We start from the raw sequence: 19,149 nt of genomic DNA, 5'->3' as shown, positions 1-19,149 counted from the left end.
CCGGGCGCTCCGGTGATGAAATAAATCGCGCGCCAGCGCTGGCTGAATCAGCGCAGGCAGCTATTATTTTTGCAGCATGCGCGCCGCGTCGCGGGCAAAATAGGTCAGCACGCCATCGGCGCCGGCGCGCTTGAAGGCGAGCAGGCTTTCCATCATCACCGCGTCGTGGTCGAGCCAGCCGTTTTGCGCTGCGGCTTTCAGCATCGCGTATTCGCCGCTGACCTGATAGGCAAACGTGGGCACGCGGAATTCGTCCTTCACACGCCGCACGATGTCCAGGTAAGGCATGCCGGGCTTGACCATCACCATGTCGGCGCCTTCGGCGATGTCGATGGCGACTTCTCGCAGCGCCTCGTCGCTGTTGCCCGGGTCCATCTGATAGACCTTTTTGTTGCTCTTGCCCAGGTTGGCGGCGGAGCCGACGGCGTCGCGAAACGGGCCGTAGAACGCGCTGGCGTACTTGGCGCTGTAGGCCATGATGCGGGTGTGGACGTGGCCCTTCTTTTCGAGCGCATCGCGGATGGCGCCGATGCGCCCGTCCATCATGTCGCTGGGCGCCACGATGTCGACGCCGGCGGCGGCCTGCGTCAGCGCCTGCTTGACCAACTGGCCCACCGTTTCGTCGTTGAGGATGTAGCCGGTCTTGTCGAGCCAGCCGTCCTGGCCGTGGCTGGTGTAGGGGTCAAGCGCGACGTCGGTCATGATGCCCAGTTCGGGGAAGCGCTTCTTCAGCTCTCTCACCACGCGCGGGATCAGGCCGCGTGCGTTGGCGGCCTCGCTGCCCTTGTCGTCCTTCAGCCGGGCGTCGATCACGGGGAACAGCGCCATCACCGGGATGCCCAGGGCCACGCAGTCTTCTGCCACCGGCAGCAGCTGGTCGAGCGACAGGCGTTCCACGCCCGGCATCGACGCCACCGCCTCGCGCTTGTTCTTGCCGTCCAGCACGAACACGGGGTAGATCAGGTCGTTGGCCGACAGCGCATGTTCGCGCACCAGGCGGCGCGTGAAATCGTCACGGCGCAGGCGGCGCGGGCGGTTGGCGGGAAAGGGGGCGAGCGGGGTGCGTGTCATGCCGAAATTGTGCGCCATCTGGCGGCGGCAAAAGACCGGGCGCGACAAAGGTCGATTGCGAGGCTGAACACCTTTTGCTATATTTCTTTTCGGACGGCTTGCCGTCCCCCGCTTCCTCCCTGAGCGGGAGCCTCGACGTGTGACAGCAGACAGGCTTTTCGACCCCGGCCCCGTGCCGGGGTTTTTTCTTTTGGGGCAGTGAAGTGAAAGCACCCCCTGAGCCGCTGACGCGGCTTCCCCCTCTCCTGCGGGAGGGGGGACGCACCCGATGGCCGGTGCATGCCCGGCCATGGGTGCCCGCGCGTGGCCTGCTCCGCGGCCGTTCGGCGCTTTGGGTGACGCAGTGTGGGCGGGGGCCGGCCTCATTCGAATTCGAAGCGGGCTGCGCAGCAAGCCCCAGAAGGGCCGCGGAGCGGGCCACGCCAGAGCGCCGCGGAAGGGCTTGGCCCGCCCGCCAGCGCTGTCCCCTGGGGGGAAGCCGCGCCAGCGGCTCAGGGGGGGATAATTCCTTTCATGCTCTGGATCAAGGCCCTGCACATCGTCTTCATCGCCAGCTGGTTCGCCGGGCTGTTCTACCTGCCGCGCATCTTCGTCAACCTGGCGATGGTGCCGCCCGGCTCGGTGGCGGAGCGCGAGCGGCTGCTGCTGATGGCGCGCAAGCTCTACCGCTTCATGACGCCGCTGGGCGTGATCGCGCTGGCGCTGGGCCTGTGGCTGTGGCTGGGCTACGGCATCGGCATGGGGCCGGGCAACGGCTGGATGCACGCCAAGCTGGCGATCGTGCTGTTGCTCATCGCTTATCACGGGCAATGCGGCCGCCTGCTGCGGCGTTTTGTGCGCGATGAAGAGCGTCACAGCCACGTCTGGTTTCGCTGGTTCAACGAGGGGCCGGTGCTGATGCTGCTGGCGGCGGTGATTCTGGTGGTGGTCAAGCCTTTCTGATGCCCCCCCCTGAGTCGCTTCGCGCCTTCCCCCCGGGGGGACAACGCCAGTGGCCGGGCCAAGCCCGCTCCACGGCGTTCCCGCATGGCCTGCTCCGCGGCCTTCGGATGCTGGAGCGCATCGGCCGGGCTGGTCATGCGCACCATGCGTCATCCATGAACCGCTACAAATCCGCCGCGCTGCCGCTGGCCTTGCTGTATGCGGGGCTGATCGTGTATGCCTCGCTGTATCCGTTTTCGGGCTGGCGCGACGTGGGCGTGGCGCCTTGGGCTTACGTGACGGCGCCGCTGCCGCGCTACTGGACGCGCTTTGACGTGGGCGCCAACGTGGCGGGCTATGCGCCGCTGGGCTTTTTGCTGGCGCTGGCCATGATGCGCATGCGCCGCGCGTGGCCGGCGCTGACGCTGGCCACGCTGGCTGCGGCGTTGCTGTCGTTCACGATGGAAGGCCTGCAGACCTATCTGCCGGCGCGCGTGGCGTCCAACGTCGATCTGGCGCTGAACGCAGGGGGCGCGCTGGCTGGGGCGCTGTCGGCCTGGGTGCTGGAGCGGCTGGGCGCCATCGACACCTGGCGGCGCTTTCGCGCGCGCTGGTTCGTGCGCAATTCGCGCGGGGCGCTGGTGCTGCTGGCGCTGTGGCCGGTGGGGCTGTTGTTTCCGGCGCCGGTGGCGTTCGGCATGGGGCAGGTGTTCGAGCGGCTGGAAGAAGGGCTGATCGGCCTGCTGGACGGAACGCCCTTCCTGGGCTGGCTGCCGCCCTTGCGTGACCTGGGCCTGCAACCGCTGCTGCCGGGTGAAGAAGCGCTGTGCGTGGCGCTGGGCGCGCTGGTGCCCTGCCTGCTGGGCTACACCGTCATCCGCCACCGCGGCCGGCGCGCGCTGTTCGCGGGCGCCGCGCTGCTGTGCGGCGTGGCGGTGTCGGCGCTGTCGGCGGGGCTGACCTACGGCCCGGTGCACGCCTGGGGCTGGGTCACGCAGCCGGTGCAATACGGGCTGTGGCTGGCCGTGGTCGCGGCCGGGCTGTTGCTGCTGGTGCCGGGGCGGGTGTGCGTGCCGCTGCTGATGGTGGTGCTGGCCGCGCAGGTGGTGGTGCTCAACACGGCGCCGCAGAATGCGTACTACGCGGTGTCGCTGCAGACGTGGGAGCAGGGGCGGTTCATCCACTTCCACGGGCTGGCGCAGTGGGTGGGCTGGTTGTGGCCTTTCGCCACCTTTGCCTATCTGATCGGCCGCCTGGGTGGCGGCGACGGCGGGCAGCCGCCGGTGCCGCCGCGCCTGCCTCATGGCGCCGCGTCTCGTGCGGCACCCGCCATGCCCGCGCCGCCGACGCAGGCAAGCGCCCCGCCCGACAGCGCCGCGACGCAGGCGCCGCCTAGAATCGGCGCATGAGCACGCCGCCGCCCGATTCCTACTACCAGCGCCACATCTTCTTCTGCCTGAACCAGCGCGACAACGGCGAGGACTGCTGCGCCGACCACGACGCGCAGGCCGCCTTCGACCACTGCAAGTCGCGCGTCAAGGCCGAAGGGCTGGCCGGCCCCGGCAAGGTGCGCGTCAACAAGGCGGGTTGCCTGGACCGCTGCGCCGCCGGCCCGGTGGCGGTGGTCTACCCCGAGGCGGTCTGGTATTCGTACGTCGACCGTGCGGACATCGACGAGATCGTCGAATCGCACCTGAAGCACGGCCGCGTGGTCGAACGCCTGCTGACGCCGCCGCACCTGGGCCGCTGATTTTCGCGCTGTTACAGGCTTTTTCGGCTGCCGGCGCTGATTGATGCTGCGCGTGCAGCTACAATTTGCATAGCTGCATGAACGCCCAGACCCAATCCCTCACGCTCACCGGCCCGGCCGGCCCGATCGAGGCGCTGCTCGACCTGCCCGAGCCCGACCTGTTCGAGACGCCGCACGGCACCGCCGTCATCGCGCACCCGCACCCGCAGTTTGGCGGCACCATGACCAACAAGGTGGTGCAGACCGTCGCCCGCGCCTGCGTGCAGTGCGGCTGGCGCGCGGTGCGCTTCAACTTTCGCGGCGTCGGCGCCAGCGGCGGCCATTACGATGAAGGCCGTGGCGAGGTCGACGACATGCTGTCCGTGGTCGAGCAGTCGGCGCCCGCCGACCAGCCGCTGCTGCTGGCGGGTTTTTCGTTTGGCGGCTACGTGGCGGCGCGGGCCATCGCCACGCTGCACGCGCAGCGCAGCATCGCGCGCGCCGTGCTGGTGGGCACCGCCACGTCGCGCTTCGACGTGCCGCCGGTTCCGCCCGAACTGCACCCGCAGACGCTGGTGGTGCACGGCGAGCAGGACGACACGGTGGCGCTGTCGTCCGTGATGGACTGGGCGCGGCCGCAGTCGCTGCCGGTCACCGTGGTGCCGGGCGGCGAGCATTTCTTCCACGGACAATTGCCGCTGCTGAGGGCGCTGGTCGCGCGCCATGCGCGCATCTGAAATTTCAAGGTTTTTCGGGCTGCAGCGCTTGCCAGACAAGCGCATCAAGCTCATTTTTTTGTAGTATTCGACATGAACATCCTGTCCCGCTTTCTGGTGGCTGCCGCGCTGGCCACTGCCTCGCTCGTCGGCCATGCGCAGGCGCCGCAGCCGCCCGAAATTGCCGCCAAGGCCTACCTGCTGATGGACGTCACCGCCGGCCAGGTGCTGGCCGCCAAGGACCCGGACGCGCCCGTCGAGCCGGCCTCGCTCACCAAGCTGATGACGGCCTACCTGGTGTTCGACGCGCTCAAGTCCAAGAAGATCAGCCTGACGCAGACGCTGCCCGTGTCGCAGCGCGCCTGGAAGATGCCCGGCTCGCGCATGTTTATCGACCCCAAGATGCAGGTGCCGGTCGAAGACCTCATCAAGGGCATGATCGTGCAGTCCGGCAACGACGCCACCATGGCGCTGGCCGAGGGCGTGGGCGGCACGGCCGAGCGCTTTGTGCAGCTGATGAACGACCAGGCCAAGGCGCTGGGCCTGCAGAACACCGGCTACAAGAACCCCGAAGGCCTGACCGAACCCGGCCACACCACCACGGCGCGCGACCTGGCCACGCTGGCCAGCCGCCTGATGCGCGACTTTCCGGAGTACGTGCACTACTACAGCATCAAGAAATACCGCTACCCCGGCACGCCGGCCAGCAACGACAGCAACCGCAACACGCTGCTGTTCCGCGACCCCACGGTCGACGGCCTGAAGACCGGCCACACCAACGCCGCCGGCTACTGCCTGGTGGCCACGGCCAAGCGCGATTTCCCCAACGTGCAGGGGCGGCGCCTGCTGTCCGTGGTGCTGGGCACCACCAGCGAAAGCGCGCGCGCCAACGAATCGCAGAAGCTGCTCAACTGGGGCTACACCGCGTATGAAGGCGTCAAGCTGTTCGACGCCGGCAAGCCCGTGGCCACGCCCAAGGTGTGGAAGGGCAAGACCGGCGAGCTGAAGCTGGGCCGCACCGAGCCCATCGTGGTGGCGGTGCCGACCGGCACGGCCAGCCAGGTCAAGACCGAAATCAACCGCCCGGAGCCGCTGATCGCGCCGTTCCGCCAGGGCCAGGCCGTGGCCACGCTCAAGGTCAAGCAGGGCGAGCAGCCGCTGGTCGAATTGCCGCTGGTGGCGCTGGAGCCGGTGGAGGAAGCGGGCTTCCTGGGCCGCGCCTGGGACGCGATGCGGCTGTGGATCAAGTAAGCGCGCTGACGCGCCGCCCGGCCGGCCATTGCGGATAACCCCGATCCGGGCTATACTTTAAAGCTTTTCCGCAATTGGGGCGGGAAAGTCGTTTGCGCGGCTTGAGGGGTTGATCGAGCGGTTTGGCCTTGCGGCCTGGCTTCTTGCCTTCGGGTTGACCGGCACGGGTTGCACCCTGCCGACGCGCTGGAATTCAAGCGTTTAGGGACTATTTTTCAATGCCAACCATCAGTCAACTGGTGCGTCAGGGGCGGACCGTCGAGAAGACCAAGTCCAAGAGCCCCGCGATGCAGAACTGCCCGCAGCGCCGCGGTGTGTGCACGCGTGTGTACACCACGACGCCCAAGAAGCCGAACTCGGCGCTTCGTAAAGTCGCCAAGGTGCGCCTGACCAACGGTTTCGAGGTCATCTCGTACATCGGCGGTGAAGGCCACAACCTGCAGGAGCACAGCGTGGTGCTGGTGCGCGGCGGCCGTGTCAAGGACTTGCCCGGCGTGCGCTACCACATCGTGCGCGGCTCGCTCGACCTGCAAGGCGTGAAAGACCGCAAGCAGTCGCGTTCCAAGTACGGCGCCAAGCGCCCGAAGAAGGCCTAAGCCCCCTTCGTTGTTTTTTTGGTGTTCGGATCGGGCGGCAACCCGGTGTCGAGCGTAGTGACCTGCCAGCCAGGTCGAGTAAGTGCAGGCTCCCGATGGGTCTGCCGGGCGAGCGGAGAACAGGACTCCTCCGGCCGCCAACTGAAGCAAGTCAAGAGGTGAAACATGCCACGTCGTCGTGAAGTCCCCAAACGCGAAATCCTGCCGGATCCCAAGTACGGCAATGTCGAGCTCTCCAAGTTCATGAACGTGATCATGGAAGGCGGCAAGAAGGCGGTTGCCGAGCGCATCATCTACGGTGCGCTCGAAACCATGGAGAAGAAAAGCGGCAAGGATCCGCTCGAACTCTTCACGGTCGCCATCAACAACGTCAAGCCGATGGTCGAGGTGAAGTCTCGCCGCGTCGGTGGCGCCAACTACCAGGTGCCGGTCGAAGTGCGTCCCGTGCGCCGTCTGGCGCTGTCGATGCGCTGGATCAAGGAAGCCGCCCGCAAGCGCGGCGAAAAGTCCATGGCCATGCGTCTGGCCAACGAACTGCTCGAGGCCACGGAAGGCCGTGGCGGCGCCATGAAGCGCCGCGACGAAGTGCACCGCATGGCCGAAGCCAACAAGGCCTTCAGCCACTTCCGCTTCTAAATTCGGTTCAGCGTTCGGCGTTTCGCGTTGAGCGTCTCCGTGCTGCCCCGCCCGTCGGGGCGCGATTGTTTTCGCTGAACGCTCAACGCTCAACGCCCAACCCCCACAAGGATTCACCATGGCTCGCAAAACCCCCATCGAGCGCTATCGCAACATCGGCATCTCGGCGCACATCGACGCCGGCAAGACCACCACGACCGAACGCATCCTGTTCTACACCGGCGTGAACCACAAGCTGGGCGAAGTGCACGATGGCGCAGCCACCACCGACTGGATGGAGCAGGAACAAGAGCGCGGCATCACGATCACCTCGTCGGCCGTCACCTGCTTCTGGAAGGGCATGGACCTGTCCTACCCCGAGCACCGCTTCAACATCATCGACACCCCCGGCCACGTGGACTTCACCATCGAGGTGGAGCGTTCCATGCGCGTGCTGGACGGCGCCTGCATGGTGTACTGCGCCGTGGGTGGCGTGCAGCCCCAGTCTGAAACCGTCTGGCGCCAGGCCAACAAGCACAAGGTGCCGCGCCTGGCCTTCGTCAACAAGATGGACCGCACCGGCGCCAACTTCTTCAAGGTCTATGACCAGATGAAGCTGCGCCTGAAGGCCAACCCCGTGCCGGTGGTGATTCCCATTGGTGCCGAAGAAAACTTCAAGGGCGTGGTCGACCTGCTCAAGATGAAAGCCATCATCTGGGACGAAGCCTCGCAAGGCATGAAGTTCGATTACCAGGACATCCCGGCCGAACTGCAGGCCGACGCCAAGAAGTGGCGCGAGAACATGGTCGAGGCCGCGGCCGAGTCCAGCGAAGAGCTGATGAACAAGTACCTGGAAGAGGGCGACCTTTCCGAGGACGAGATCAAGCAGGGCCTGCGCGCGCGCACCATCAGCACCGAAATCCAGCCCATGCTGTGCGGCACCGCGTTCAAGAACAAGGGCGTGCAGCGCATGCTCGACGCCGTGATCGACTACCTGCCTTCGCCGGCGGACATCCCGCCCGTGGCCGGCACCGACGACGACGAGAACCCCATCAGCCGCAAGGCCGATGACAGCGAGAAGTTCTCGGCGCTGGCGTTCAAGCTCATGACCGACCCGTTCGTCGGCCAGCTCACCTTCGTGCGCGTCTATTCCGGCGTGCTGAAGAAGGGCGACACCGTGCTCAACACCATCAAGGGCAAGAAAGAGCGCATCGGCCGCATCGTGCAGATGATGGCCAACGAGCGCATCGAGATCGAAGAGATCATCGCCGGCGACATCGCCGCCTGCGTGGGCCTGAAGGACGTGACGACGGGTGAAACCCTGTCCGACCCCAGCGCGGCCATCGTGCTGGAGCGCATGGTGTTCCCCGAGCCCGTGATTTCGCAGGCCGTGGAACCCAAGACCAAGGCCGACCAGGAAAAGATGGGCATTGCGCTGCAGCGCCTGGCGTCGGAAGACCCGTCGTTCCGCGTGCGCACCGACGAGGAATCGGGCCAGACCATCATCTCCGGCATGGGCGAGCTGCACCTGGAGATCATCGTCGACCGCATGAAGCGCGAATTCGGCGTCGAGGCCAACGTCGGCAAGCCGCAGGTGGCCTACCGCGAGACCGTGCGCAAGACCGTGTCCGATGTCGAAGGCAAGTTCGTGCGCCAGTCGGGCGGCAAGGGCCAATACGGCCACGTCGTCTTCACGCTGGAGCCGCAGGAGCCGGGCAAGGGCTTCGAATTCGTTGACGAGATCAAGGGCGGCGTGGTGCCGCGCGAATACATCCCCGCCGTGCAAAAGGGCGTGGAAGAAGCGCTCACCAGCGGCGTGCTGGCCGGCTACCCTGTGGTCGATGTCAAGGTGCGCCTGACCTTCGGTTCGTACCACGACGTGGACTCGTCCGAACAGGCGTTCAAGATGGCCGCCATCTTCGGCTTCAAGGAAGCCGCCAAGAAGGCCACCCCCGTCATCCTCGAGCCCATGATGGCCGTCGAGGTGGAAACGCCTGAAGACTACGCCGGCAACGTGATGGGCGACCTGTCCAGCCGTCGCGGCATGGTGCAGGGCATGGACGACATGGCCGGTGGCGGCAAGATCATCAAGGCCGAGGTGCCGCTGTCCGAGATGTTTGGCTACTCCACCACGCTGCGCTCGGCCACGCAAGGCCGCGCCACGTACACGATGGAGTTCAAGCACTACGCCGAAGCGCCCAAGAACGTGGCCGACGCCATCGTGGCTTCGCGTGCCAAGTAATCTTGAGCGAAACAGGCTGCCAGCGCTTGCCCAGTAAGTGCCGACAGCTATCAATTTTGTAGTTAACAGTCTGGCTTCTGGTCAGACGGTCTGCGATCCGGGGCCGCCCAGTGCCCGTGCTGAAGCGATTCAACGCACCCGGGTGCAGACCTTAAACCGGCCACGGGCGTTGTTCTTTCATTGGAGTTTTTAAAAATGGCAAAAGAGAAATTCGAGCGGACCAAGCCGCACGTGAACGTAGGCACCATTGGTCACGTGGACCACGGCAAGACCACCCTGACGGCGGCCATTGCCACCGTGCTGGCCAAGAAGTTTGGCGGCGAAGCCAAGGGTTACGACCAGATCGACAACGCCCCGGAAGAAAAAGCCCGCGGCATCACCATCAACACCTCGCACGTCGAATACGAAACGGCCAACCGCCACTACGCCCATGTCGACTGCCCTGGCCACGCCGACTATGTGAAGAACATGATCACCGGCGCCGCCCAGATGGACGGCGCCATCCTCGTCTGCTCCGCCGCCGACGGCCCCATGCCCCAGACCCGCGAGCACATCCTGCTGTCGCGTCAGGTCGGCGTGCCCTACATCATTGTCTTCCTGAACAAGGCCGACATGGTCGACGACGCCGAACTGCTCGAACTCGTCGAAATGGAAGTGCGCGAACTCCTGTCCAAGTACGAATTCCCCGGCGACGACACCCCCATCATCAAAGGCAGCGCCAAGCTGGCCCTCGAAGGCGACGCAGGCGAGCTGGGCGAGCAGGCCATCATGAAGCTGGCCGAAGCCCTCGACACCTACATCCCCACCCCTGAGCGTGCTGTGGACGGCGCCTTCCTCATGCCCGTCGAAGACGTCTTCTCCATCTCCGGTCGCGGCACCGTCGTCACCGGCCGTATCGAGCGCGGCATCATCAAGGTCGGCGAAGAAATCGAAATCGTCGGCATCAAGGCCACGCAGAAAACCACCTGCACCGGCGTCGAAATGTTCCGCAAGCTGCTCGACCAGGGCCAGGCGGGCGACAACGTCGGCATCCTGCTGCGCGGCACCAAGCGTGAAGACGTCGAGCGCGGCCAGGTGCTGTGCAAGCCCGGCAGCATCAAGCCCCACACCGAATTCGTCGGTGAAGTCTACGTGCTGAGCAAGGACGAAGGCGGCCGCCACACCCCCCTTCTTCAACAACTACCGTCCGCAGTTCTACTTCCGCACCACCGACGTGACCGGAAGCATCGAGCTGCCCAAGGACAAGGAAATGGTCATGCCTGGCGACAACGTCAGCATCACCGTCAAGCTGATCGCCCCCATCGCCATGGAAGAGGGTCTGCGCTTCGCCATTCGCGAAGGCGGCCGCACGGTGGGCGCGGGCGTGGTGGCCAAGATCATCGCGTAAGGAGCGGACCGTCATGGCTACCAAGCAAAAAATCCGCATCCGCCTGAAGGCGTTCGATTACAAGCTGATCGACCAGTCCGCCGCCGAGATCGTCGACACCGCCAAGCGCACCGGCGCTGTGGTCAAGGGCCCCGTGCCTCTGCCCACGCGCATGAAGCGCTTCGACATCCTGCGCTCGCCGCACGTCAACAAGTCGAGCCGCGACCAGTTCGAGATCCGCACGCACCAGCGTCTGATGGACATCGTCGACCCGACCGACAAGACCGTGGACGCGCTGATGAAGCTCGACCTGCCGGCCGGCGTGGACGTCGAAATCAAGCTGCAGTAATTGCACGCTGAACGCACGGGGCGCGGGTCTGCTGCGCCCTGGCCTGACGCGGACTTGCCAGAACGGCGAGTCCGCGTTATGATTTAGGGCTTGGCCTAATTTCTGGTCAAGAATTTCAACTCTCTTTCGCATTCCAAACGCGCAGGCCAATTGCAGCGGGCGCGGCGAAAGTCATGGAGCAATAAATGAGTCAAAGCAATCGATTGGGGTTGCTGGGGCGCAAGGTGGGCATGATGCGTCTGTTCACCGATGACGGCGATGCAGTGCCTGTCACGGTGGTCGATGTGTCGAACAACCGCGTCACCCAGGTCAAGACCCAGGAAAACGATGGCTACGTGGCCCTGCAGGTCACGTTCGGTGCGCGCAAGGCTTCGCGCGTCACCAAGCCCGAGGCGGGTCACCTCGCCAAGGCCGGCGTCGAAGCTGGCGAAATCACCCAGGAATTCCGTGTCGCTGACGATGTGGCGGGCAAGTACGCCGCCGGCACCGCCGTTCCCGTGACCGACGTGTTCGCTGTCGGCCAGAAGGTGGACGTGCAGGGCACTTCCATCGGCAAGGGCTACGCCGGCACCATCAAGCGCCACAACTTCAAGTCGCAGCGCGCGTCGCACGGCAACAGCCGTTCGCACAACGTGCCGGGCTCGATCTCCATGGCGCAGGATCCGGGCCGCGTGTTCCCGGGCAAGAAGATGACCGGCCACATGGGCGACGAAACCGTCACCACCCAGAACCTGGACGTCATCCGCATCGACGAAGCGCGTCAACTGCTGCTGATCAAGGGCGCCGTGCCCGGCTCGCGTGGCGGCTTCGTGACCGTGCGTCCCGCCGTCAAGGCCCGCGCGACCGCAGGGGAGGCCAAGTAATGCAGCTCGAACTCCTGAACGACCAGGGCCAGGCCGCGTCCAAGGTGGATGCGCCCGAGACCGTGTTCGGTCGTGACTACAACGAAGCGCTGATTCACCAGCTCGTCGTCGCCTATCAGGCCAACGCGCGCCAAGGCACGCGTGCCCAGAAGGACCGTCAGCAGGTCAAGCACAGCACCAAGAAGCCGTTCCGCCAGAAGGGCACGGGCAACGCCCGCGCCGGCATGACGTCTTCGCCGCTGTGGCGTGGCGGTGGTCGGACCTTCCCGAACATGCCCAACGAGAACTTCAGCCAGAAGATCAACAAGAAGATGTACCGCGCCGGCATGGCGTCCATCTTCTCGCAGTTGGCCCGCGAAGGCCGCTTGGCCGTGGTCGAGTCGATGAAGGTCGATTCGCCCAAGACCAAGCAGCTGGCGCAGAAATTCAAGGACATGAAGCTCGACTCCGTGCTGGTCATCGCCGACGAGGTCGACGAGAACCTGTACTTGGCGTCGCGCAACCTCGGCAACGTGCTGGTCATCGAGCCGCGCTACGCCGATCCGGTGTCGCTGGTGCACTACAAGAAGGTGCTGGTCACCAAGGGTGCCATCGACAAGCTCAAGGAGATGTTCGCATGAGCCGCATCAATCCCAGCCCGAAAGAGCGCCAGTTCGACGAAGGCCGCCTGATGCAGGTGCTCGTCGCTCCGGTGATCTCCGAAAAGGCCACCATGGTGGCCGAAAAGTCCAATGCCGTCACCTTCAAGGTGCTGCGCGACGCCACCAAGCCTGAAATCAAGGCCGCCGTCGAACTGCTGTTCAACGTGCAAGTCAAGGGTGTCTCGGTCGCCAACATCAAGGGCAAGACCAAGCGCTTTGGTCGCACCGTCGGTCGCCGTGACCACGTGCGCAAGGCCTATGTCCTGCTCAAGGAAGGCCAAGAGCTGAACCTGTCCGGGGAGGCTGCGTAAACCATGGCTGTCATCAAGATCAAACCGACCTCGCCTGGCCGCCGTGCCATGGTCAAGGTCTCGCGCGACCACCTGCACAAGGGTGAAGGCTTCGCGCCCCTGCTGGAGCCCCAGTTCCAGAAGGCCGGCCGCAACAACAACGGCCGCATCACCACGCGCCACAAGGGCGGCGGTCATCGCCACCACTACCGCGTGATCGATTTCCGTCGCAACAAGGACGGCATCGCCGCCAAGGTCGAGCGCATCGAGTACGACCCGAACCGTTCGGCCCACATCGCCCTGGTGTGCTACGCCGACGGCGAGCGCCGCTACATCATCGCGCCGCGCGGTGTCGAAGTGGGCAGCCAGCTCATGAGCGGCGCCGAAGCGCCGATCCGCGCCGGCAACACGCTGCCGATCCGCAACATCCCGGTCGGCTCGACCATCCACTGCATCGAGCTCAAGCCCGGTGCCGGTGCGCAGATTGCCCGCTCGGCTGGCACGTCGGCCACGCTGCTGGCGCGCGAAGGTACCTATGCCCAGGTGCGCATGCGCTCGGGCGAAGTCCGCAAGGTGCACATCGAATGCCGCGCCACCATTGGTGAAGTCGCCAACGAAGAGCACAGCCTGCGCCAGCTCGGCAAGGCCGGTGTCAAGCGCTGGATGGGCATTCGCCCGACCGTGCGCGGCATCGTGATGAACCCGGTCGACCACCCGATGGGCGGCGGCGAGGGTCGCTCCAAGTCGGGCCGTCATCCGGTCGACCCGTGGGGCAACCTGACCAAGGGTTACCGCACCCGCGCCAACAAGCGCACGCAGAACATGATCGTTTCGCGTCGCAAGAAGTAAGGACCACAAACCATGACTCGTTCTCTGAAAAAGGGTCCGTTTGTGGACCATCACCTCCTGGCCAAGGTCGACAAGGCCGTGGAGACCAAAGACAAGAAGCCGGTCAAGACCTGGTCGCGCCGCTCCATGATCCTGCCCGAGTTCATCGGGCTGACCATCGCCGTGCACAACGGCAAGCAGCACGTGCCTGTCTACGTCACCGACCAGATGGTCGGCCACAAGCTGGGCGAATTTGCTCTGACGCGCACCTTCAAGGGTCACGCGGCAGACAAGAAAGCCAAGAAGTAAGGAAGCACCATGGCAACCGAAACCAAAGCCGTCCTGCGTGGCGTGCGCCTGTCGGTCGACAAGGGGCGCCTCGTGGCTGACCTGATCCGCGGCAAGAAGGTCGATCAGGCGATCAACACGCTCAACTTCACGCAGAAGAAGGCCGCCGGCATCATCAAGAAGGTGCTGGAGTCCGCGATCGCCAACGCCGAACACAACGACGGCGCCGACATCGACGAGCTGCGCGTGAAAACCATCTACGTCGAGCAGGGCACCACGCTCAAGCGCTCGGCGGCTCGCGCCAAGGGCCGTGGCGCCCGCCTGTCCAAACCCACGTGCCACGTGTACGTGACGGTGGGCAACTGATAGAAGGCCTGGAGAAACATGGGACAGAAAATCCATCCGACCGGCTTCCGTCTTTCGGTCAGCCGCAACTGGGCCAGCCGCTGGTACGCCAGCAACCGTGACTTCGCCGGCATGCTGGCCGAAGACATCAAGGTGCGCGAGTACCTGAAGGCCAAGCTCAAGAATGCCGCCGTGTCGCGCGTGCTGATCGAGCGCCCCGCCAAGAACGCCCGCATCACCATCTACTCGGCGCGTCCGGGCGTGGTGATCGGCAAGAAGGGCGAGGACATCGAGAAGCTGAAGAAAGACCTGGCCGAAAAGCTGGGCGTGCCCGTCGCCGTCAACATCGAGGAAGTGCGCAAGCCCGAAGTCGATGCACAGCTGATCGCCGACAGCATCACGCAGCAGCTTGAAAAGCGCATCATGTTCCGCCGCGCCATGAAGCGCGCCATGCAGAACGCCATGCGTCTGGGCGCCCAGGGCATCAAGATCATGTCCGCCGGCCGCCTGAACGGTATCGAGATCGCGCGTACCGAGTGGTACCGCGAAGGTCGCGTGCCGCTGCACACGCTGCGCGCCGACATCGACTACGGCTTCAGCGAAGCCAAGACCACCTACGGCGTCATCGGCGTCAAGGTGTGGGTCTACAAGGGCGACAACCTGGGCCGCAGCGATGCGCCTTCGCTGGACAGCACGCCGCGCCCCGAGGGCGAAGAGCGCCGCGGTCCGCGTGGCCCGCGCCGTGACGGTCGCGGTGGCCCCGGTGGCGACCGCCGTGGCGGCCCGCGCCGCACGGGTGGCACCAATGCCGCGCCTGCCGATGGCAGCGACAAACCAGCCGAGGCCGCAGGGGCCGACGCCAAACCCGCCGTTAAGCGCGTTCGCCAAGTCGCCGCGCCCGCTGCAGCAGCGGACGGCGCCAAAGGAGAGTAAACCATGCTGCAACCTGCACGCAGAAAGTACCGCAAGGAGCAGAAAGGCCGCAACACCGGTATCGCCACCCGTGGCAATACCGTGGCCTTCGGCGACTTCGGCCTCAAGTCGACGGATCGCGGCCGCCTGACGGCGCGCCAGATCGAATCCGCGCGTCGCGCCATTTCGCGCCACGTCAAGCGCGGCGGCCGCATCTGGATCCGCGTGTTCCCGGACAAGCCCATTTCCACCAAGCCCGCCGAAGTGCGTATGGGCAACGGCAAGGGCAACCCCGAGTACTACGTGGCCGAGATCCAGCCCGGCAAGGTGCTGTACGAGATCGTCGGTGTGCCCGAAGCGCTGGCACGCGAAGCCTTCGCGCTGGCGGCGGCCAAGCTGCCGCTGCGCACGACCTTCGTCGCCCGCATGATCGGCCAGTAATCAGGAGGACACCAGATGAAAACCGCTGAACTTCGCAAGAAAGACGTGGCCGGCCTGCAAGCTGAGGTGAAGGACCTGCAGAAGGCCCACTTCAACCTGCGCATGCAGAAGGCCACCCAGCAGCTGAGCAACACCGGCCAGCTGAAGACCACGCGCCGCGCCATCGCCCGCGCCAAGACGCTGATCGCCGAGAAGCAGGCTGCTGAAAAGCAGGCTGGGGCCAAGTAAGGAGCGACCATGACGGAAGAAAAGAAATCCCTCAAGCGCACCCTGATCGGCAAAGTCGTCAGTGACAAGCGCGCCAAGACCGTGACCGTGCTGATCGAGCGCCGCGTCAAGCACCCGATCTACGACAAGATCCTGATCCGTTCCAGCAAGTACCACGCCCATGATGAAAATGGCGAGTACAAGCTGGGCGACACGATCGAGATCACGGAAAGCCGTCCGCTGTCCAAGACCAAGAACTGGGTCGCCACGCGCCTGGTGCAAAAGGCGGCGGTGGTCTGACCTTCGCGTCGATCATCGCGCCATAAACCCCGCGGCCGGCACGCCCAAACAGGCGCCGCCGGCAAGCGGGACCGAAGCAGCCCACAATGCGTGGGCTGTTTTTGTTTGGGCGGCCGCCACAGGTCGGCCTGTTCGTCACTCTTATCTGGAGCAACCCATCATGATCAAAGTCGGAGACACCCTCCCCGCCGTCACGCTGTCCGAGTATTCCGAAGTCGAAGGCAACGGCTGCAGCCTGGGCCCCAACCCGGTGGACGTGGCGCAGGCCACCGCCGGCAAGACGGTCGCTATCTTCGGCCTGCCGGGCGCTTTCACGCCCACCTGCTCGGCCAAGCACGTGCCCAGCTATATCCAGAATTTCGACGCGCTGCAGTCGGCGGGCGTCGATGAAATCTGGTGCGTGTCGGTCAACGACCCGTTCGTCATGGGCGCCTGGGCGCGCGACCAGAAGAGCGACGGCAAGGTGCGCATGATCGCCGACGGCGACGCCGCCTTCGCCAAGGCCACCGGCCTCACGCTGGACCTGAGCGGCAAGGGCATGGGCCTGCGCAGCAACCGCTACTCGATGCTGGTCAAGGACGGCAAGGTCGCCACGCTCAACGTCGAGGCGCCGGGCAAATTCGAAGTCAGCGACGGCGCCACCATGCTGGCGCAAGCCAAGGGCTGAACGCCTCGCTGGGTGCTATGTAAATCGTAGCTACCCACGCCGCCGATACGGCGCAGAAGCCGCGTTTTCCGGGTGAAGGCGCGGCTTCTGTTCGTTGTGCGCCCGAGCGCAAGGCGCGCGCCGCTGCACCGCGCGCTCAGGGCTGCAGATCGACCTTGAGGTAATGCGCGCCCGGCAGCGGGTTGTGATAGTAGGGCGGGATCTCTTCGAACCCCAGGTCCTCGTACAGCGCGCGGGCCGATTCCATGTCGTCCAGCGTGTCCAGCAGCACGTTGGTGTAGCCCACCTGGCGCGCGGCGTCCAGCACCGCTTCCGTGAGCTGTCGCCCCAGGCCAAAGCCGCGGAAGGCCTTGCGCACGTACAGGCGCTTCATCTCGGCCGCGTTGGGGTAGTCCACGTCCACCGCCGGGCGCAGGCCGCAGCAGCCGGCTTCGGCGCCGTCGACCAGTGCCAGCAGCAGCACGCCGCCCGGCTCGGCGTAATCCCCAGGCAGCTGGGCTACCTCGTCGGCAAAACCCTGAAAGCACAGGTCCACGCCCAGCTTCTCGGCGTATTCCTCGAACAGCGCGCGCACGGCGGCCAACTGATGCGGCGTGCGGGCCACAAGAATCTCAACGGGCGGGCGGGAGTCCAACTGCGAAGCGCGACGGCAATGATGACAATTCAGTGTAGCGCAGGGACGCCGCGTTTTGTAGCCGCTACTGTCGCGATCAGTGCGCTAGACAAACTGAAGCTGGGCGCGTGGAGCTACGCGCACGAAATACAGAGCAAACAGACCCTCATTAATTGTATTTTTCATCGATCTTCTGCGCCCTTGGTAGCGTCGATTTGCACAAAGCAAACGAAGGATAAAACGTCCACGAGTAGTATGTACCGTTGCGCTCTACTTCTACTTTGACACTCCCGTTCGGCAAATCCGACATCTTGGGCAATTGCCCAGAGTCTTGGATAGTCCGCGCCAGCTCGCCCGGCGACACGGTCTCGATGCACTCAACATTATTTGTATCACGCGAATACCATGTACGCGCGACTGGTTGGGCACTGTCCTCTGGGTGCGAGACAGCAACGGGACTTTCCGCGGATTGAATTAGTACGTACACGCATGTTGTCGCCAACGCCAGCAGCACCAGCGCCAGCAGGCGCTGCCCCGCGCCATCGGCCGACGGCGCCACGCGCTCGGTCGCCGGCATCTGCTTGTCGCCTGCGATCATGGGCCGCACCAGGTTCTTGCCGCGCCACCAATACACCGCAATCGCCACCAGGTGCAGCACCACCAGGCCGATCAGCAGGCCCTGGCCGATGGACTTGTGATAGCGCGTGGCGGCGCTCACCACGCTGCCCGACACCCAGCCCACCAGCGGCCCGGTGAAGGCGATCTCGTCGTCGGCAAACAGGCCCGTGCCCACCTGCGCGGCCAGCACCACCAGCAGCGCAAACACACTCAGTGCGCCCAGCGCGCTGTGCCCGGCCGTCTCATGGGCGGGGGCCTGGCCACGCAGGTAGCGCATCAGGCGCCCCGGCGTCGGCACAAAGCTGGCAAAGCGCGACCAGCGCCCGCCCACCAGGCCCCACATCAGACGGAACAGCAACAGCACGAACACCGCGTAACCGAGCCGGATATGCCAGTTCATGGCGTCGCCGCCCACCTTCGCGGTGATGACCAGCGCGACCACGCAGGCGGCCAGCGCCCAGTGGAACAGGCGGGTGGGAAGGTCCCAGATGCGGACAGTATTCATGGTTTGCAGCGGCTGCAAGGGTTCGGGAAAGGCGCTATGCTGCGCGCCGACCCGGCGAGTTTAGTGAGCTTTTGCGCCCGCCGCTGGTCATGGTGGGCTTGCCGCCATCCAACCTTCCCTCTTCACGAAAAACCACGAAAGCCCGTTTCCCGATGAAAAAGCTACTCACTACCGCGCTGCTGCTGTCGGCGGCCGCCATCGCCGTGCCCGCCCACGCGCAGTTCGCCAAGGCCGAGGACGCTGTCCAGTATCGGCAGAGCGCCTTCCGCGTGCTGGGCCACCACTTTGGCCGCCTGGGCGCCATGGCCAACGGCAAGATGCCCTACAACGCCGCCACCGCGGCAGCCGACGGCGACGTGATCGCCGCCGTGGCCAAGCTGCCCGGCACAGGCTTCGTGCCCGGCTCCGAGACCGGCCACGACACGCGCGCCCTGCCCGCGCTGTGGAAAGAGCTGCCCAAGGTGAAGGAGCTCAACGACAAGATGGTCGCCGAGACCGGCAAGCTGGCCGTGGCCGCCAAGAGCGGCAACCTGGACCAGCTGAAGGCCGCCTTCGGCCCCGCCGCGCAGACCTGCAAGGCGTGCCACGACGATTTCCGCAAGAAGTGACCATCCCCCTGAGCGGCTGACGCCGCTTCCCCCTTCTTTGCCGCGCTGCGCGCGGGAAGGGGGACGCACCCAGCGGGCGGGCCGAGCCCTTCCTCGGGTGCCTGCGGATGTGGCGCCTTGTTGTTTGCTCCTGAAAGATGAGCGGTCTGCGCTTGCTGGACGGGCGC

At 65.4% G+C, this 19,149-nt stretch carries 23 protein-coding genes and 2 pseudogenes; 22 read left to right on the top strand and 3 right to left on the bottom strand.

Going from position 1 to position 19,149, the window contains the following annotated elements; genetic code table 11:
* Positions 1-63: 63 nt before the first annotated feature.
* The gene (gene hemB, locus R0D99_RS16405) at positions 64-1,071 is read right to left on the bottom strand and encodes a porphobilinogen synthase (RefSeq protein ID WP_317749236.1); all 1,008 of its coding nucleotides are present in this window, start codon (positions 1,069-1,071) and stop codon (positions 64-66) included.
* Positions 1,072-1,584: 513 nt separating this feature from the next.
* Between hemB and R0D99_RS16400 the strand changes: the two genes are divergently transcribed.
* From R0D99_RS16400 to R0D99_RS16300, 21 genes and pseudogenes are all read left to right on the top strand, one after another.
* The gene (locus R0D99_RS16400) at positions 1,585-2,013 is read left to right on the top strand and encodes a CopD family protein (RefSeq protein WP_317749235.1); all 429 of its coding nucleotides are present in this window, start codon (positions 1,585-1,587) and stop codon (positions 2,011-2,013) included.
* 155 nt (positions 2,014-2,168) lie between these two features.
* On the top strand, positions 2,169-3,401 hold the full coding sequence (locus R0D99_RS16395) for a VanZ family protein (protein WP_317749234.1): 1,233 nt from the start codon (positions 2,169-2,171) through the stop codon (positions 3,399-3,401).
* The gene (locus tag R0D99_RS16390; protein WP_317749233.1) at positions 3,398-3,742 is read left to right on the top strand and encodes a (2Fe-2S) ferredoxin domain-containing protein; all 345 of its coding nucleotides are present in this window, start codon (positions 3,398-3,400) and stop codon (positions 3,740-3,742) included. The genes R0D99_RS16395 and R0D99_RS16390 overlap by 4 nt, the downstream gene beginning before the upstream one ends.
* A gap of 77 nt (positions 3,743-3,819) precedes the next feature.
* Entirely contained in the window at positions 3,820-4,458 is a 639-nt protein-coding gene (locus R0D99_RS16385; protein WP_317749232.1) for an alpha/beta hydrolase, read from the top strand.
* 72 nt (positions 4,459-4,530) lie between these two features.
* Positions 4,531-5,688, top strand: a complete 1,158-nt coding sequence (locus tag R0D99_RS16380) for a D-alanyl-D-alanine carboxypeptidase family protein (RefSeq protein WP_317749231.1) — start codon at positions 4,531-4,533, stop codon at positions 5,686-5,688.
* A gap of 218 nt (positions 5,689-5,906) precedes the next feature.
* Positions 5,907-6,284 carry a 30S ribosomal protein S12 gene (gene rpsL / locus R0D99_RS16375; RefSeq protein ID WP_317749230.1) on the top strand — a complete coding sequence of 126 codons (378 nt, stop codon included), beginning with the start codon at positions 5,907-5,909 and terminating at the stop codon, positions 6,282-6,284.
* Between the two features lie 165 nt (positions 6,285-6,449).
* On the top strand, positions 6,450-6,920 hold the full coding sequence (gene rpsG / locus R0D99_RS16370) for a 30S ribosomal protein S7 (RefSeq protein ID WP_317749229.1): 471 nt from the start codon (positions 6,450-6,452) through the stop codon (positions 6,918-6,920).
* Positions 6,921-7,038: 118 nt separating this feature from the next.
* Positions 7,039-9,141: an elongation factor G gene (gene fusA, locus R0D99_RS16365; protein ID WP_317749228.1), complete on the top strand. Its 2,103-nt coding sequence runs from the start codon at positions 7,039-7,041 to the stop codon at positions 9,139-9,141.
* A gap of 195 nt (positions 9,142-9,336) precedes the next feature.
* Positions 9,337-10,528 (top strand): annotated as a pseudogene (gene tuf, locus R0D99_RS16360) (elongation factor Tu).
* A 13-nt stretch (positions 10,529-10,541) separates the two neighbouring features.
* Entirely contained in the window at positions 10,542-10,856 is a 315-nt protein-coding gene (gene rpsJ / locus R0D99_RS16355; protein ID WP_208009003.1) for a 30S ribosomal protein S10, read from the top strand.
* 185 nt (positions 10,857-11,041) lie between these two features.
* A complete protein-coding gene (gene rplC / locus R0D99_RS16350) occupies positions 11,042-11,719 on the top strand; it encodes a 50S ribosomal protein L3 (protein ID WP_317749227.1) in 678 nt (225 codons plus the stop codon).
* Complete coding sequence (rplD, locus tag R0D99_RS16345) at positions 11,719-12,339, top strand: 50S ribosomal protein L4 (protein ID WP_317749226.1); 621 nt, start codon at positions 11,719-11,721, stop codon at positions 12,337-12,339. The genes rplC and rplD overlap by 1 nt, the downstream gene beginning before the upstream one ends.
* Positions 12,336-12,671 (top strand): 50S ribosomal protein L23, encoded by a 336-nt coding sequence (gene rplW / locus R0D99_RS16340; RefSeq protein WP_317749225.1) that lies wholly within the window; start codon positions 12,336-12,338, stop codon positions 12,669-12,671. The genes rplD and rplW overlap by 4 nt, the downstream gene beginning before the upstream one ends.
* Positions 12,672-12,674: 3 nt before the next feature.
* Positions 12,675-13,499, top strand: coding sequence for a 50S ribosomal protein L2 (rplB, locus tag R0D99_RS16335; RefSeq protein ID WP_317749224.1), 825 nt, complete (start codon positions 12,675-12,677; stop codon positions 13,497-13,499).
* 12 nt (positions 13,500-13,511) lie between these two features.
* Positions 13,512-13,787 carry a 30S ribosomal protein S19 gene (gene rpsS / locus R0D99_RS16330; protein ID WP_317749223.1) on the top strand — a complete coding sequence of 92 codons (276 nt, stop codon included), beginning with the start codon at positions 13,512-13,514 and terminating at the stop codon, positions 13,785-13,787.
* 9 nt (positions 13,788-13,796) lie between these two features.
* Positions 13,797-14,132, top strand: coding sequence for a 50S ribosomal protein L22 (gene rplV / locus R0D99_RS16325; RefSeq protein ID WP_317749222.1), 336 nt, complete (start codon positions 13,797-13,799; stop codon positions 14,130-14,132).
* Between the two features lie 18 nt (positions 14,133-14,150).
* Positions 14,151-15,044 carry a 30S ribosomal protein S3 gene (gene rpsC / locus R0D99_RS16320; RefSeq protein WP_317749221.1) on the top strand — a complete coding sequence of 298 codons (894 nt, stop codon included), beginning with the start codon at positions 14,151-14,153 and terminating at the stop codon, positions 15,042-15,044.
* A gap of 3 nt (positions 15,045-15,047) precedes the next feature.
* Positions 15,048-15,464: a 50S ribosomal protein L16 gene (gene rplP, locus R0D99_RS16315; protein ID WP_317749220.1), complete on the top strand. Its 417-nt coding sequence runs from the start codon at positions 15,048-15,050 to the stop codon at positions 15,462-15,464.
* 15 nt (positions 15,465-15,479) lie between these two features.
* The gene (gene rpmC, locus R0D99_RS16310) at positions 15,480-15,692 is read left to right on the top strand and encodes a 50S ribosomal protein L29 (protein ID WP_317749219.1); all 213 of its coding nucleotides are present in this window, start codon (positions 15,480-15,482) and stop codon (positions 15,690-15,692) included.
* Positions 15,693-15,701: 9 nt separating this feature from the next.
* Positions 15,702-15,971 (top strand): 30S ribosomal protein S17, encoded by a 270-nt coding sequence (gene rpsQ / locus R0D99_RS16305; protein WP_317749218.1) that lies wholly within the window; start codon positions 15,702-15,704, stop codon positions 15,969-15,971.
* 160 nt (positions 15,972-16,131) lie between these two features.
* The gene (locus tag R0D99_RS16300; protein WP_317749217.1) at positions 16,132-16,638 is read left to right on the top strand and encodes a peroxiredoxin; all 507 of its coding nucleotides are present in this window, start codon (positions 16,132-16,134) and stop codon (positions 16,636-16,638) included.
* Between the two features lie 136 nt (positions 16,639-16,774).
* On the opposite strand, the gene R0D99_RS16295 is transcribed toward R0D99_RS16300, so the two are convergent.
* Complete coding sequence (locus tag R0D99_RS16295; protein WP_317749216.1) at positions 16,775-17,242, bottom strand: GNAT family N-acetyltransferase; 468 nt, start codon at positions 17,240-17,242, stop codon at positions 16,775-16,777.
* A gap of 505 nt (positions 17,243-17,747) precedes the next feature.
* Positions 17,748-18,374: pseudogene (locus R0D99_RS16290) on the bottom strand (cytochrome b/b6 domain-containing protein); the annotation flags it as partial.
* Between the two features lie 152 nt (positions 18,375-18,526).
* On the opposite strand from R0D99_RS16290, the gene R0D99_RS16285 reads away from it, so the two are divergent.
* Positions 18,527-18,982, top strand: a complete 456-nt coding sequence (locus R0D99_RS16285) for a cytochrome c (RefSeq protein ID WP_317749215.1) — start codon at positions 18,527-18,529, stop codon at positions 18,980-18,982.
* The last annotated feature ends 167 nt before the right edge of the window (positions 18,983-19,149 follow it).

This window comes from Ottowia sp. SB7-C50 (assembly GCF_033110285.1).
In the GTDB taxonomy this organism is placed as follows: Bacteria; Pseudomonadota; Gammaproteobacteria; order Burkholderiales; family Burkholderiaceae_C; genus Ottowia.
Note: the sequence above shows the minus strand (reverse complement) of the source record. Positions and strands in the feature narration are given on the sequence as shown.

What these genes read in the sequence shown, in the direction of transcription:
- fusA (WP_317749228.1), top strand. Translation starts at nt 7,039, where the DNA reads ATGGCTCGCAAAACCCCCATCGAGCGCTATCGCAACATCGGCATCTCG.
- rpsQ (WP_317749218.1), top strand. Translation starts at nt 15,702, where the DNA reads ATGACGGAAGAAAAGAAATCCCTCAAGCGCACCCTGATCGGCAAAGTC.
- rplC (WP_317749227.1), top strand. Translation starts at nt 11,042, where the DNA reads ATGAGTCAAAGCAATCGATTGGGGTTGCTGGGGCGCAAGGTGGGCATG.
- rpsC (WP_317749221.1), top strand. Translation starts at nt 14,151, where the DNA reads ATGGGACAGAAAATCCATCCGACCGGCTTCCGTCTTTCGGTCAGCCGC.
- R0D99_RS16385 (WP_317749232.1), top strand. Translation starts at nt 3,820, where the DNA reads ATGAACGCCCAGACCCAATCCCTCACGCTCACCGGCCCGGCCGGCCCG.
- rpsL (WP_317749230.1), top strand. Translation starts at nt 5,907, where the DNA reads ATGCCAACCATCAGTCAACTGGTGCGTCAGGGGCGGACCGTCGAGAAG.
- R0D99_RS16400 (WP_317749235.1), top strand. Translation starts at nt 1,585, where the DNA reads ATGCTCTGGATCAAGGCCCTGCACATCGTCTTCATCGCCAGCTGGTTC.
- rplV (WP_317749222.1), top strand. Translation starts at nt 13,797, where the DNA reads ATGGCAACCGAAACCAAAGCCGTCCTGCGTGGCGTGCGCCTGTCGGTC.
- rpsJ (WP_208009003.1), top strand. Translation starts at nt 10,542, where the DNA reads ATGGCTACCAAGCAAAAAATCCGCATCCGCCTGAAGGCGTTCGATTAC.
- R0D99_RS16300 (WP_317749217.1), top strand. Translation starts at nt 16,132, where the DNA reads ATGATCAAAGTCGGAGACACCCTCCCCGCCGTCACGCTGTCCGAGTAT.
- R0D99_RS16285 (WP_317749215.1), top strand. Translation starts at nt 18,527, where the DNA reads ATGAAAAAGCTACTCACTACCGCGCTGCTGCTGTCGGCGGCCGCCATC.
- rpmC (WP_317749219.1), top strand. Translation starts at nt 15,480, where the DNA reads ATGAAAACCGCTGAACTTCGCAAGAAAGACGTGGCCGGCCTGCAAGCT.
- rplW (WP_317749225.1), top strand. Translation starts at nt 12,336, where the DNA reads ATGAGCCGCATCAATCCCAGCCCGAAAGAGCGCCAGTTCGACGAAGGC.
- R0D99_RS16390 (WP_317749233.1), top strand. Translation starts at nt 3,398, where the DNA reads ATGAGCACGCCGCCGCCCGATTCCTACTACCAGCGCCACATCTTCTTC.
- hemB (WP_317749236.1), bottom strand. Translation starts at nt 1,071, where the DNA reads ATGACACGCACCCCGCTCGCCCCCTTTCCCGCCAACCGCCCGCGCCGC.
- rpsG (WP_317749229.1), top strand. Translation starts at nt 6,450, where the DNA reads ATGCCACGTCGTCGTGAAGTCCCCAAACGCGAAATCCTGCCGGATCCC.
- rpsS (WP_317749223.1), top strand. Translation starts at nt 13,512, where the DNA reads ATGACTCGTTCTCTGAAAAAGGGTCCGTTTGTGGACCATCACCTCCTG.
- R0D99_RS16395 (WP_317749234.1), top strand. Translation starts at nt 2,169, where the DNA reads ATGAACCGCTACAAATCCGCCGCGCTGCCGCTGGCCTTGCTGTATGCG.
- R0D99_RS16380 (WP_317749231.1), top strand. Translation starts at nt 4,531, where the DNA reads ATGAACATCCTGTCCCGCTTTCTGGTGGCTGCCGCGCTGGCCACTGCC.
- rplB (WP_317749224.1), top strand. Translation starts at nt 12,675, where the DNA reads ATGGCTGTCATCAAGATCAAACCGACCTCGCCTGGCCGCCGTGCCATG.
- rplP (WP_317749220.1), top strand. Translation starts at nt 15,048, where the DNA reads ATGCTGCAACCTGCACGCAGAAAGTACCGCAAGGAGCAGAAAGGCCGC.
- rplD (WP_317749226.1), top strand. Translation starts at nt 11,719, where the DNA reads ATGCAGCTCGAACTCCTGAACGACCAGGGCCAGGCCGCGTCCAAGGTG.